Here is a 13,449-nt window from a genome sequence, read left to right as displayed (position 1 = left end):
GCCATACAATTTAATGTGTATGGCGTTTTTATTTAAAAAGAATTAGAACATGACGACAAATACACAGCCAATCACGATTGGTGTTGTTGCGGGCGAGTTGTCCGGCGATATTTTGGGCGCAGGCTTAATTAAAGCGTTGAAAGTACATTATCCTAATGCACGTTTTATTGGTATTGCTGGCCCTAAAATGCAGGCTGAAGGCTGCGAGAGTTTATTCGATATGGAAGAGCTCGCAGTGATGGGGTTAGTTGAAGTTTTAGGCCGCTTACCGCGTTTATTGAAGATCAGAAAACAGCTCGTTCAGCACTTTATAGATAACCCTCCAGATGTCTATGTAGGTATTGATGCGCCAGACTTTAACCTTCGTGTTGAAAAGCCTTTAAAAGCAGCCGGCATTAAAACGGTGCAATATGTGAGCCCTTCAGTGTGGGCTTGGCGTCAAAAGCGTATATTTAACATTGCTGAAGCAACCAGCTTGGTTTTGTCGTTATTACCATTTGAAAAAGCTTTCTATGACAAACATGAAGTACCGTGTACGTTTGTCGGCCACACTTTAGCAGATGACATTTCACTTGAAACCGATACCAATGCGGCAAGAACTAAGTTAAACCTTTCTGCTGAAGATACTGTTTTAGCGCTTCTTCCGGGCAGTCGCGGCTCTGAGGTTGGATTATTAAGTGAGACTTACCTGCAAACCGCTCAAAAACTACAAGAACGTATTCCTGAATTAAAAGTGATCGTGCCTTTAGTAAACGATAAACGCAAAGCACAATTTACTGAGATAAAAGCAAAAGCCGCCCCGAATCTAAAAGTTCAATTGTTAGACGGTCAATCTAGTGAAGCGATGACCGCAGCAAACGCCGTATTACTAGCCTCTGGTACTGCGACACTTGAAGCCATGCTGTATAAAAAGCCTATGGTGGTAGGGTATAAATTTAAGCCTGTGAGTTATTGGATCTTTAAAAACTTCTTTACTTTCAATATTAAGTATTTCTCTCTTCCTAATTTATTGGCTGATGCGCCCTTAGTGCCTGAATTTTTACAAGATGAATGTAATAGCGATGCGCTAGCCGATGCGCTTTTTCCTATGCTAAAAGGCGATAGCCAAGCATTGATTGATAAATTTTACGATATTCACAACAACATTCGACTTGATGCCAGCAAACAAGCGGCTCTAGCAGTTAAGGAGCTTATTAATGCAAATTGAACGACCAAATGTTAAATATATTGCCGGTGTAGACGAAGTTGGCCGTGGCCCGTTAGTGGGCGATGTTGTCACCGCTGCGGTTATTCTAGATCCGAGTAAGCCCATTGAAGGACTTGCTGATTCTAAAAAGCTCTCAGAAAAAAAACGTAATGTGCTCGCTGAAGAAATCAAAGAAAAAGCACTTTGCTACCACATTGCCCGAGCCAGTGTTGCTGAAATTGATGAGTTGAATATTTTACACGCCACTATGCTTGCTATGAGCCGTGCCGTTGAGGGCCTGACTCTCCAGCCTGAATTTGTATTTGTAGATGGCAACCGTTTACCAAAACTAATCATGGCAGCGCAGAGTGTGGTTAAAGGCGATAGTTTAGTGGAAGAGATCAGTGCAGCGTCAATTTTAGCAAAAGTTGCACGTGACCAAGAAATGTTAGAACTTGATGCACAATACCCAGAGTATGGGTTTGCAGGTCATAAAGGTTATCCAACTAAAGCGCATTTTGCAGCGCTAGAGCAATACGGTGCAACACCACATCATCGCACGTCTTTTAAGCCCGTACAGCGAATTTTGCAAAGTAAGGAGCAGTAATGCCAGCACCGCAGTTTGTTCATTTACGCGTTCACAGTGACTTCTCTATGGTTGATGGCTTGGCAAAGACCAAGCCGATTGTTGCGCAAGCACAAGAGTTAGCGCTTCCAGCTTTTGCTATTACTGATCAAATGAACTTATGTGGCCTTGTACGTTTTTATGGCGGGGCACATGGTGCAGGTATTAAGCCCATTGTCGGGGCGGATATTTGGCTTAAAAGTGATGAGTTTCCTGATGAGCCATGCCGTTTGGTGGTACTTGCCAAAAATAACGATGGTTATAAAAACCTGACTTTACTTATTTCGAGAGCCTATCAGCGTGGTCATGTATTCCATCGTCCTGTGGTTGATAAGCAATGGCTTGCAGAGCACAAAGAAGGCTTAATTTTACTTTCGGGCGGTAAAGACGGCGATGTGGGTAAGGCGCTTCTAAAGCATAATCACCAGTTGGCATTAGATACGGTTGCTTTCTATGAAGAACATTTTAAAGATCATTTTTACCTCGAATTAATACGAACAGGTCGTGCTGACGAAGAAGATTACTTGCATGAGGCGGTGAAACTGGCTGAGCAACGTGACTTACCGGTTGTTGCCACCAATGAAGTGGTGTTTTTACATGAGCATGACTTTGATGCGCACGAAATTCGTGTTGCTATTCACGATGGTTACACGCTTGAAGACAAACGCCGTCCAAAACGATTCTCAAAAGAGCAGTATTTAAAAACGCCTGAGCAAATGATTGAGTTGTTCAGTGATATTCCTGAAGCACTTGAGAACACGGTTGAAATTGCGAAACGCTGTAATGTGACTGTTCAACTTGGAACCTACTTCTTACCAGATTATCCGACTGGTGATTTAAAAATTGAAGACTTTTTAGTTAAGGTATCCGAAGACGGTCTTGAAGAGCGTTTGCAGTTCTTATTTCCTGACGAAGATGAACGCAAAGAAAAACGCGTTGAGTATGATGAACGTCTTAAAATCGAACTCGACGTTATCAACCAAATGGGATTCCCTGGTTACTTCTTGATCGTAATGGAGTTCATCCAGTGGAGTAAAGATAACAATATCCCTGTAGGACCAGGGCGTGGTTCGGGTGCTGGTTCATTAGTCGCTTATGCCCTGAAGATCACAGACCTTGATCCTCTTGAATTCGATTTACTATTCGAGCGATTCCTAAACCCTGAACGTATCTCAATGCCCGACTTCGACGTCGACTTCTGTATGGATAGACGAGACGAGGTAATCGACCACGTAGCCAAGTTATATGGGCGGGACGCGGTATCTCAGATCATCACTTTCGGTACTATGGCCGCAAAAGCAGTAATACGTGACGTAGGTCGTGTACTTGGTCACCCTTATGGTTTCGTTGACCGTATATCAAAGTTAGTACCGCCAGATCCGGGTATGACCCTAGCTAAAGCCTTTGATGTCGAGCCGCGTTTACCTGAAGCTTACGACGGCGATGAAGAAGTAAAAGAGCTTATCGACATGTGTCGCATCCTTGAAGGTTGTACACGTAACGCCGGTAAGCACGCCGGTGGTGTTGTTATCTCGCCAACGACCATTACTGATTTCGCCGCGCTGTATTGCGATGAAGAAGGTAAGTTCCCGGTTACGCAATTCGATAAGAATGACGTTGAAACTGCGGGCTTGGTTAAGTTTGACTTCTTAGGTCTAAGAACACTGACAATCTTACAGTGGGCGCTAGATATGACCAACGAGCGTTTAGCTCGAGAAGGCAAAGAGCCTGTCGATATTAATGCCATCCCACTTGATGACAAAGCCAGTATTGAGCTATTGCTTCGCGCTGAAACCACAGCGGTGTTCCAGCTAGAATCTCGCGGTATGAAAGACCTAATTCGTCGTCTTAAGCCCGACTGCTTCGAAGATATGATCGCACTGGTTGCCCTGTTCCGACCGGGTCCACTGCAATCGGGCATGGTAGATAACTTTATCGACCGTAAGCATGGCAGAGAAGATATTTCATACCCTGATGCACAATATCAGCATGATAGTTTACAACCTATTCTAGAACCAACCTACGGGATCATCCTCTATCAGGAGCAAGTCATGCAGATCGCGCAGGTGCTAGCTGGTTATACGCTAGGTGGCGCCGACATGCTTCGTCGTGCGATGGGTAAGAAAAAACCTGAAGAAATGGCAAAACAGCGTTCAACCTTCGAAGATGGTGCTGTAAACAACGGTGTCGATGGCGAACTCGCCATGAAGATCTTCGATTTGGTAGAAAAGTTCGCGGGTTACGGCTTCAACAAATCTCACTCAGCAGCTTATGCATTGGTTTCGTATCAAACGCTGTGGATGAAAACCCATTACCCAGCCGAGTTTATGGCTGCGGTAATGTCGGCGGATATGGATAATACTGACAAAATTGTCACCTTGGTTGATGAATGTGAAAACATGAAGTTGGCCTTATTACCGCCTAACGTCAATGAAGGTTTATATAAGTTTACTGTAAACTTAAAAGGCGAAATTGTTTACGGTATCGGTGCAATTAAAGGGGTCGGTGAAGGCCCGGTTGAAGCCATCCTCGAGGCGCGTGAACAAGGTGGGAAGTTTAAAGACTTATTCGATTTCTGCGCCCGTATTGATTTAAAGCGTTTAAATAAGCGTGTGGTTGAAAAGCTGATTTATGCAGGTGCCTTAGATAAGCTGGGACCTGAGCAAAATCAAGCTGGTCGTTCAATCCTAATCGCGAGTCTACCTGCTGCAATGAAAGCTGCTGAGCAGCATCACAAAGCAGAAGCGATTGGTCAAAGTGACTTGTTTGGTTTGCTTGCGACAGAGCCAGATGAAGTTGAGCAAGCGTTTGAGTCTGCTCTACCTATGCCAGATAAAGATTGGCTAAATGGTGAGAAAGAAACCTTAGGCTTGTATTTAACAGGTCACCCAATAAATCAGTATCGTAAAGAGTTAAAGCACTATACGTCGGGTAAACTAGTTGACTTACAGCCGACTAACCGCGATGTGAGCGCAACGGCGGCCGGTTTGGTGATTAATGCGAGAACGCTGATTAATAAACGAAATCAACGTTGGGGTTTAATAACTTTAGATGACAAAAGTGCCCGAATTGATGTACGCTTATTTCCTGAACAGTACGAAACTTATCAAGAATTGCTGCAAATTAACCAAATCTTGGTAATATCTGGACAGGTCAGCTTTGATAACTTCTCTGGTGGCATTACAATGACTGCCAGAGACGTGTGTACCATAGCTCAGGCGCGTGAAAAACGCATCAGAGCAATAAAAATGACTCTAAATATGGTGCAAATTGACGCGAACTTCTTCGATAATTTACGAAAAGTCTTAGAACCTTATAAGTTCGGTACTTGCGAAGTTAAGGTTCAATATCAGCGTCCTGATGCGTTAGCAGAACTAACGTTAGGTACAGAATGGTGTGTGACGCCAACAGATGATCTAATAACGCGATTATCTCAGTTGGCGGCACAAGATATAGAATTAGAATTTAATTAATTAGGTTGTAGAGCATGAGCCTCAATTATCTTGATTTTGAGCTTCCAATTGCTGAATTAGAAGCGAAAATTAAAGAATTACAAAATGTTAGCCGTTCAGGCAGTTTAGACCTGAGCTTAGAAGAAGAAATTTCTCGTTTAAAAGAAAAGAACGTTGAGCTAACCGAAAAAGTATTCTCTGAATTAGGTGCATGGCAGGTTTCTCAACTTGCACGTCACCCGTTACGTCCATATGCACGTGATTACATCGAGCGCATTTTTACTGAGTTTGACGAATTTGCGGGTGACCGTACTTTCGCAAATGACCCTGCAATTTTAGGTGGTGTAGCACGTTTAGATGGTAAGCCTGTTATGGTTATCGGTCAGCAAAAAGGCCGTGATACAGCAGAAAAGATTAAGCGTAACTTCGGCATGCCAAAGCCAGAAGGTTACCGTAAAGCCCTTCGTTTAATGGAAATGGCTGAGCGTTTTAAAATGCCAATCATTACATTCATTGACACACCGGGAGCATACCCAGGTGTTGGCGCTGAAGAGCGTGGTCAAAGTGAAGCAATCGCACGTAACCTAAAAGTGATGGCTGCGTTAAAAGTACCAACAATTTGTACGGTTATTGGTGAAGGTGGTTCAGGTGGTGCACTAGCCATTGGTGTTGGCGACCGTGTAAACATGCTTCAGTACAGTACGTACTCTGTTATCTCTCCTGAAGGTTGTGCATCAATTCTTTGGAAGAGTGCTGAAAAAGCGCCACTTGCTGCAGAAGCGATGGGTGTATCAGCAACGCGAGTAAAAGAGCTAGACCTGATCAACAACATCATCGACGAGCCACTTGGTGGCGCGCATCGTAACTACGATGAGATGGCGAAGAACTTAAAAGCTCAACTTAACCGTGACCTTGCTGAACTGACAGCATTAAGCACAGAAGACATGCTTGAGCAGCGTTACAAGCGACTAATGTCTTTTGGTTACTGCTAAACTTAAGTTTTTGAAAAAAGCCGCATTATGCGGCTTTTTTGCGTTTTAGAGTTATGATACAAACCACTTTATTTAAACAGTTTAAAACAGCATTAGAGCCCAAATTACATTCAGGCTCAGGCCTAACGGTGGCACTTTCGGGTGGTGTCGACTCTGTTGTGTTATTACATTTATGTAAGACTTATCTTGAAAGTCTAAATTCAAACCAATCCATTTCAGTCGAAGCTATTTACGTAAATCATGGTTTATCTGAAAACGCTCAAGACTGGCAGAAGTTCTGCGAGCAGCTTTGTCTATCTCTGAATATTCCTTTTAAAACCAAGCGCGTTAATGTTCAGCCAAAATCGAGACAATCTCTTGAAGCGCTTGCCCGAGATGCGCGTTATCAGGCACTTGATGAGCTAGCAGAGCAGGGCAACCTAATTTTATTAGGTCAGCATGCGGACGATCAGTTAGAAACCTTCTTATTGCGACTCAAGCGTGGTTCTGGCCCTACAGGGCTCAGTGCAATGCATGACGAAGTTCGTTTATCATCTAGGCGGCAATGTATTAGGCCGCTTTTAAATATTTCACGAGAAGACATTGAAGCATTTGCTCGCACTTTTTCTTTAGCGCATATCGAAGATGAGTCGAATCAAGATCATAAGTTCGATCGTAACTTTTTACGCAACCAAATCATTCCGCCGCTTAAAAAACGCTTTAATGGTTTTTTAAAAAGTACACTTCGCAGTATTGAGCTGTTACAGCAGCAGCAAGCATTAATTGACGAAATAAGCCAAGCCGACTTATCACACTGTGAAGATAAAAGTGATATGCCTGCCACACTAAAACTTAACGAGTTAAAACAGTTTAGCGAACTTAGGCAGAGTAATGTTGTGAGAGCATGGTTAAGCGGTTTAGGTGTTGTTATGCCTTCAAAAGCTCAGATGTCACAGATTTTAACGCAAAGCCTAGAAAGTCGTGAAGATGCACAAATGCAAGTGCAGTTATCGAAAGGGGCGATTAGACGTTACAGAGATAAGTTGTATTTTGATACGCAGGACGCCACTCCAAATAACATTGAAAACATCGAAAGTGCAATACTAGTCTTAAATGATAAAGCGACGTTAAAGCGCGAGCCTTGTGGATTACTAAGACTGCCTTTCGAGAATGAGCGCGTTTCTATCCGTTTTGGTCTGTTAAAGTCACAAATAAAACCATATAAGAAAGCACGAAGTAATACGTTAAAATATTGGCTTAAAGAATTGAAAGTCCCCACATGGCAGCGTGAACGTATTCCCTTAGTTTTCTACAACGATAACCTCGTACAGGTCGTGGGTCATTTTGTATCTGCTGATTATATCAGTGAGGATAGCGGTATTTCTTGGGAGTTAACCTAATATGCAACAGAGAGAAGTTGGTCAGTCATTGGCTCAAAAGTCACCTATCGGCATGGTATTTACCTTGCTGCTTTTTATTCCTTTGGCTGTAAATAGCGAGCTACTACTTGGTAATTTAATCTCAGCGATAGCACTTGGTATAGTCACCGTGATTTTATTGTTGAGTTATTGGCATGGTAAAGGTGGTAGCTTTTTTATTTTCGCGCTTTTAATGCCATTGGTTTTAGTTGTGACTGCTGAGTTACCGAGTTTTGTTGCACTGGCGTGGTTGATCAATGCTTTTTTCTTTGGTGCTTCGAGTTGTTTGTTCGCTTATTTATTGTGGAGCAAATCAAAGTAATAGAAAGGGCATAAGAGCCAAAGCAAGTTAGGGGCTTGCTTTGGCGAATTGTTTAGATGGCGCGAGCGCAGTTCCTGCCTGCTGCTTTAGCCTTATATAAGCCTTTGTCGGCTCTAGCAAAGATATTTTCTTCACAGTCAGCGCCTTCGGCGAGAGTGAACCCAATGCTGGTTGTGACACCATATTTAGACATTAATTTACAGTGACCTACAGAATGCATGATGCGTTCAGCAATCAATTTATTAGTAACAAACTCAGGATCATCAATTAAAATCGCGAACTCATCGCCTCCAAAGCGGTAGACACTTTCAGTTGTTCTAATTGACGCCTTCAGAATGTTTGAAAACTCAATTAACACTTCGTCACCCGCTTTGTGACCAAAATTGTCATTTACTTGCTTAAAGTTATCTAAATCAAGCAACATCAAACTAAATTTACGCTGATGTCGTCTGCCATTTTCAATTCTTTGCGCTAAGCTGTCATTGAATTGACTACGGTTGTACAAACCTGTCAGAGAATCTTTAGTGGCAAGTTGAAGTACACGTTGATACATCAAGGCGTTTCTAAGTGGATAAATTAAAACTTGGTGTATAGATTGCAACTTTTGCTTAATTGCAGCACTAAGCTGATATTGGCAAAAATAAACCAGCTTACCGAGATACTCACCATTTAAATCTAGCTCGAAACTAAATGGAGTGTATTGTTTATCGCTGCCTTGTAATTCAAATGCGCCAAGAGCAGTATGAAATTGCAAGCCTGAAAGTTTGGTTATACGTTCAGCATGCTCAGAATAAATGTTCAGTAGTTCTTCAATATCGAGTGTCGTTTGTAGCTTTTCTACTAATCTATGAGCAAATTGAGGCTCATGATTTATATATTGCTCAGCATTAAACGGCAAATAGTCGCCGCGCGTTGTTAATCTTTGCGTCAGAATATGGACGTTTTCCATCAGTTAGAACCCCTAATTATCATAACCAAAGGTATCTAAGCTATTTCTATGCCAAACTTTTAAACTGGCTGAAAAACAGACGCTTGCTATAGTTAATTTAAGTCTAAAAATAAACTCATACAAAATTGACTCTCTGGAGGGCGTTTGCAGAGCATTTATAGTCAAGTTTTTGCCTTATTACTTGCCGCAATGTTATTGGTTTGGCTGTTTAAGCGCATCGGTTTGCCGGCCATATTGGCGTATCTCGTAACCGGAGTGCTTGTTAGCAGCCCAAGCATTGGCTGGATGAGTATGAGCTATGAAATGAACTTCATAGCAGAGCTAGGCATTGTATTTTTGCTATTTAGTTTAGGTCTTGAGTTTTCAGTACCAAAGCTCATGGCAATGCGAAACCTGGTTTTTGGCTTAGGAAGCCTTCAGGTGCTATTAACCATTGTTATTGCCATGCCTATTGTCCGATTTTTTGACTATGGGTGGCTTAGCGCCTTTACCATTGCCAGTATTATGACACTGTCTTCAACAGCTGTTGTGGTAAAGCTACTCAAAGAAAACGGTGCGCTTAATCAAAGACGTGGTCAATTATCAATCGGCATTTTATTGTTTCAAGATATCGCTGTTGTCCCACTGCTGATCAGTATTCCTTTATTTGCCCAAGCAGATAATCAAATGCTTGCCTCCACACTTGCAATTGCCTTAGCGAAAGGTGCATTTGTTTGTATTTTACTTTGGGCTGTAGGTAAGTGGTTACTTCCTATTGTGTTCAATGAAATAGCGCAGGTAAGAACCGATGAGCTATTTGTTTTATCTACCTTAATGGTTGCGTTATGCGCCGCAGGCCTGACTTACCTATTTGGATTATCTATGGCTCTTGGTGCCTTTTTAGCGGGGATGATGTTAGGTGAAAGTCAGTATCGACATCAATTAGAAGCTGAAATCCGGCCCTTTAGAGATATATTGATGGGGCTGTTTTTTGTCACCGTGGGCATGCAGCTCAACGTTGGTTTTGTCATAGAAATGTTTTGGTATATTTGTGTGGCTTTAGCAGTTTTATTTATTATAAAGTTGCTCATTATTTGGGGTTGCGCACAACTCATTGGCGAGCGGAAAAAAGACGCCATTGCTTCCGGTATTTTGCTTTGGCAAATGGGTGAGTTTGGCTTTGTACTGATTGCACTCGCTTCTAAAAATGAGCTTATGGCCTCAACCACCGCATCATTCCTAATTGCCTTAGGGGTTCTATCCATGGCACTTACCCCCTATTTAATAAGCCAAACTGACCGCATATTAAGTTTCTTTAAAATTGAGAATGAACAGAATAACGAGCAGTTCCAAAAAACTTTTGGCAGTCATAATTTATATGGTCACGTACTAATCCTTGGTTATGGTCGGGTAGGGCAAACCATTACCCGCTTTCTAAAACCTGAAGCAATCCCTTATGTCGCAATTGAGCGAAATCCTTTATTAGTGCAAGAAGCACAAAATGCAGGAGAGCCTGTTTTGTTTGGCCATGCTGCGCAAAATACCATTTTAAAATCAGCTAAAGTTGAACAAGCTAAGTTGGTGATAGTCACAATGTCTGACTTTGAACAAAACCAACCTGTGATAGATGCAATTAAAAGAGTTGCGCCCGGCGTATCAATTATTGTTCGCGCCACTGATGATATACACCTCGAAGATTTTAAAAAAATGGGGGTGGCAGAAGTCGTGCCAGAAGCCTTAGAGGCCAGTTTAATGCTCATTTCTCACGTGCTGCATATGTCAGGTGTACCGATGCGGCGTATTTTACGAAGAGTCAGTCAAGAAAGAGAGAATCGCTACGAATTCTTACATGGCTTTTTTACTGACGGCTCGATAGAACAAAATAGTGAGCCATTAGAGCGTCTAGAATATCTTCACGCAATTGCATTGCCAGAGTCTGCATATGCTGTAAATAAACAAATTGCACAGCTAAATTTGAAGCAGCAGAGGGTTGTGATCACTGCATTGAGACGAGATGGTCAAGAAATAGACTCTCCGGCAGATGATATGCAATTACAAGTTAATGACATCTTATTGCTCAAAGGTAAGCCTAGAAGAGTCGAGCGTGCTGAGCAGTTTTTGTTAGAAGGGTTATCTTAAGCATTTTTTTTCTAAGCAAAGCGTAACAGTTTTTAGATTCAATAGAGAATTACTCTGAGGTTCTGCTAAGTGCAACTTTCTTTTGTCAGGCTTTTACGCTAATCCTAATTCAGTTCAAGAAACTCTCGAATTTCTTCAAGTCTATCTAGCCCATCTTGATAACCAAATTCAATGAGCCTTCGGGTATAGGCTTTCTCAAACATTAAGTAACTCGCTAAGCTCGACTCCGAGTGCTTTTTGATACCTATCGAACGTAATAGCATTCTGACTGCCAGTGGCATATGTTCATAGCATTGTGTCGCTATTTCATTAAAGTTTTGCGTCGGGTTAATGACGAGTGTTGAAACTTGCTTTAGCTCTTTGTGTTTATTCTTTGAGTTAGAAGGCAGTAAACCTATGGTTCGGTTAACTCGTTCTAAACGTTCCAAATCTGATTGCAGCGTATCTGCAAAGACGCTATCTAGCAAGTGGCCAGCAACCGTTGATACACCAGGGAAATGAGGTTCGTAACCTATGGCGCGTTGGCGTTTTGGCTGCTCAACACCAATGATAAATATTTTATCAGCACCTAAATGAATTGATGGGCTAAGCGGAGATAATTGGTGAATAGACCCATCTCCATAATAATGATGCTTTACTCTAACACTTGGAAACACCATAGGAATGGCACTAGAGGCCATGAGCAAATCTAACGTGATCTGATCTGCGACCCCTTCGCGTTTTGCTCGTTGCCAAGGGGCTGCATTATTCGACTGAAATACAGCCACTGACTTTCCAGTTGAATAGCTCGAGACCGTAACAGACACAGCCTCTAGATATTTTCTATGTAAGTTTCTATCAATGCGAGATAAATCTAAAACATCATCAAGCAATGCTCGAAGCGGCGAGTTATCTAGTAGGCTAGCGGGGGGATGATTTAAATAGTCAGATTGAAAGCTGCGCATCATATTGCCCAGAATATAACTTGATGCACCTGAAAATGAGCTTTTATAGACCATATGAGTATGAAATTGTCGCCATACCCACTCAATTTTTCTCACAGCTAAATGCATACATGAGGCATAACACGCCATGGCCGCAGAGTTTATTGCGCCTGCAGACGTACCATTAATAATTTGAAAGGGAATTTTGGCATTGCGAGGCATGCTCAAAGCCAATGCTTTTAACACGCCGACTTGATACGCCGCTCTTGCGCCACCACCTGTCAGTAGCAGAGCCATTTTTGAATGCTGAGTATTTTGCGGTTTTTTTTCCATATTCGCCCTTAATTATTATGAACTTTTTGCTGCGAATGCCATCAGTTATCGTATATCACTTGCATCAATCACTCAGTGATATATCTTTACTTTATAACTAATTATAGAATATTCAATGGAATATTGTGTTCAGCCATTAAACGGAGAAAACATGTCAGAACAACCATCTTCAAAGCCTTCCCAAACCCAGCTGCTATTTGCAGCCGTTGTTGTTATGGCGTTAATCGTCGTTGCTGTTTTTGTGCTTTCAAGTAAATCTGAAAAGCCTGTAGAAAATGAAAAGTTCAAACAAGACGTTGTGGTACCACAAACAGACCCTGTTAAGCCGGTCAATACGGCGCAAACTCAACCAGAGCCTGAGCCAGAACCTGAGGTTGTAGAAACGTATGAACCTGAACCGCAGCCAGAACCGACCCCTGAGCCTGTTGAAGAACGAATTGTTGAAGCAAAACCTGCTGAGCCTCAGCTTCCATCGTTGGATGACAGTGATACAGAAGTTAAACAAAGCTTGGGTGAATACCTTACCGAGCAATCATTAGGGTTATTAGTTACAGAAGACATGGTACGTCGTACCGTTGTTTTTGTTGACAATCTAGCGCAGGGTAAAGTCGCTAAGAAGCACATTCCATTAAGTGCACCTGTAGATAGTTTCATGGCCCTTGAGTCAGATATCATCATCACAGATCCAAATAGCTTTGAGCGTTACACACCATACGTTGATATGCTTTCTCAAATGAGCAATGCACAAATTGTTCGTCTTTATAAAAAGTTCCAGCCACTGATTTTTGAAGCTTATGAAGAGATTGGCTATGAGGGTGAAGATTTTAATTACACTTTAAATGAAGCAATCAGCGAACTGTTAGAGACGCAAATTCCAGAGACTAGCCTGCCGTTGATTAAAGATTCAGTGACATATAGCTATGCATACCCAGAGTGGGAAAAGCTGTCAGATGCGCAAAAACAGTTTTTACGCATGGGTCCTGCAAATATGAAGCGCGTGAAGAGCAAGCTTACGGCTGTTCAAAAATCATTAATCAAATAATCTAGTGTTACATTTTAAACCGATTGCTTAAGCATTAGGCAATCGGCTTAATTAATTAAGTTTTTCCTTGAATCTAAAGCACATAATAGAGATAATCCTTCCGCGCCTAA

10 protein-coding genes are annotated in these 13,449 nt (G+C 42.0%); 8 read left to right on the top strand and 2 right to left on the bottom strand.

Going from position 1 to position 13,449, the window contains the following annotated elements; genetic code table 11:
- Nucleotides 1-49 precede the first annotated feature (49 nt).
- Genes lpxB through CWB72_RS16950 form a run of 6 tightly spaced genes read left to right on the top strand, consistent with a single transcriptional unit; the run spans nucleotide 50 to nucleotide 7,974 of the window.
- Entirely contained in the window at nucleotides 50-1,207 is a 1,158-nt protein-coding gene (gene lpxB, locus CWB72_RS16975) for a lipid-A-disaccharide synthase (RefSeq protein WP_138633868.1), read from the top strand.
- A complete protein-coding gene (gene rnhB, locus CWB72_RS16970) occupies nucleotides 1,197-1,793 on the top strand; it encodes a ribonuclease HII (protein ID WP_138568000.1) in 597 nt (198 codons plus the stop codon). Before lpxB ends, rnhB begins: the two co-directional genes overlap by 11 nt.
- Nucleotides 1,793-5,284, top strand: a complete 3,492-nt coding sequence (dnaE, locus tag CWB72_RS16965; RefSeq protein WP_138633865.1) for a DNA polymerase III subunit alpha — start codon at nucleotides 1,793-1,795, stop codon at nucleotides 5,282-5,284. Before rnhB ends, dnaE begins: the two co-directional genes overlap by 1 nt.
- A gap of 14 nt (nucleotides 5,285-5,298) precedes the next feature.
- On the top strand, nucleotides 5,299-6,255 hold the full coding sequence (gene accA / locus CWB72_RS16960) for an acetyl-CoA carboxylase carboxyl transferase subunit alpha (RefSeq protein ID WP_130257115.1): 957 nt from the start codon (nucleotides 5,299-5,301) through the stop codon (nucleotides 6,253-6,255).
- A 53-nt stretch (nucleotides 6,256-6,308) separates the two neighbouring features.
- A complete protein-coding gene (tilS, locus tag CWB72_RS16955) occupies nucleotides 6,309-7,634 on the top strand; it encodes a tRNA lysidine(34) synthetase TilS (RefSeq protein ID WP_138634052.1) in 1,326 nt (441 codons plus the stop codon).
- Between the two features lies 1 nt (nucleotide 7,635).
- Nucleotides 7,636-7,974 carry a hypothetical protein gene (locus tag CWB72_RS16950; RefSeq protein WP_138633862.1) on the top strand — a complete coding sequence of 113 codons (339 nt, stop codon included), beginning with the start codon at nucleotides 7,636-7,638 and terminating at the stop codon, nucleotides 7,972-7,974.
- A gap of 52 nt (nucleotides 7,975-8,026) precedes the next feature.
- Here CWB72_RS16950 and CWB72_RS16945 read toward each other — a convergent pair whose 3' ends face one another.
- Nucleotides 8,027-8,923, bottom strand: a complete 897-nt coding sequence (locus CWB72_RS16945; RefSeq protein ID WP_130257112.1) for a GGDEF domain-containing protein — start codon at nucleotides 8,921-8,923, stop codon at nucleotides 8,027-8,029.
- Nucleotides 8,924-9,067: 144 nt separating this feature from the next.
- Between CWB72_RS16945 and CWB72_RS16940 the strand changes: the two genes are divergently transcribed.
- Entirely contained in the window at nucleotides 9,068-11,041 is a 1,974-nt protein-coding gene (locus CWB72_RS16940) for a cation:proton antiporter domain-containing protein (protein WP_138633859.1), read from the top strand.
- 104 nt (nucleotides 11,042-11,145) lie between these two features.
- On the opposite strand, the gene CWB72_RS16935 is transcribed toward CWB72_RS16940, so the two are convergent.
- Complete coding sequence (locus tag CWB72_RS16935) at nucleotides 11,146-12,297, bottom strand: patatin-like phospholipase family protein (RefSeq protein ID WP_138567990.1); 1,152 nt, start codon at nucleotides 12,295-12,297, stop codon at nucleotides 11,146-11,148.
- A gap of 151 nt (nucleotides 12,298-12,448) precedes the next feature.
- Here CWB72_RS16935 and CWB72_RS16930 point away from each other — a divergent pair, with 151 nt between their 5' ends.
- A complete protein-coding gene (locus tag CWB72_RS16930) occupies nucleotides 12,449-13,339 on the top strand; it encodes a DUF3014 domain-containing protein (protein ID WP_138633856.1) in 891 nt (296 codons plus the stop codon).
- The last annotated feature ends 110 nt before the right edge of the window (nucleotides 13,340-13,449 follow it).

The organism is Pseudoalteromonas phenolica (assembly GCF_005886345.1).
GTDB lineage: Bacteria > Pseudomonadota > Gammaproteobacteria > Enterobacterales > Alteromonadaceae > Pseudoalteromonas > Pseudoalteromonas phenolica_A.
The sequence above is the reverse complement of the archived record's forward strand: the minus strand, read 5'-3'. Positions and strand labels throughout refer to the sequence as shown.

Coding starts and splice junctions, on each gene's coding strand:
- lpxB (WP_138633868.1), top strand. CDS start 50: ATGACGACAAATACACAGCCAATCACGATTGGTGTTGTTGCGGGCGAG.
- rnhB (WP_138568000.1), top strand. CDS start 1,197: ATGCAAATTGAACGACCAAATGTTAAATATATTGCCGGTGTAGACGAA.
- dnaE (WP_138633865.1), top strand. CDS start 1,793: ATGCCAGCACCGCAGTTTGTTCATTTACGCGTTCACAGTGACTTCTCT.
- accA (WP_130257115.1), top strand. CDS start 5,299: ATGAGCCTCAATTATCTTGATTTTGAGCTTCCAATTGCTGAATTAGAA.
- tilS (WP_138634052.1), top strand. CDS start 6,309: ATGATACAAACCACTTTATTTAAACAGTTTAAAACAGCATTAGAGCCC.
- CWB72_RS16950 (WP_138633862.1), top strand. CDS start 7,636: ATGCAACAGAGAGAAGTTGGTCAGTCATTGGCTCAAAAGTCACCTATC.
- CWB72_RS16945 (WP_130257112.1), bottom strand. CDS start 8,923: ATGGAAAACGTCCATATTCTGACGCAAAGATTAACAACGCGCGGCGAC.
- CWB72_RS16935 (WP_138567990.1), bottom strand. CDS start 12,297: ATGGAAAAAAAACCGCAAAATACTCAGCATTCAAAAATGGCTCTGCTA.
- CWB72_RS16930 (WP_138633856.1), top strand. CDS start 12,449: ATGTCAGAACAACCATCTTCAAAGCCTTCCCAAACCCAGCTGCTATTT.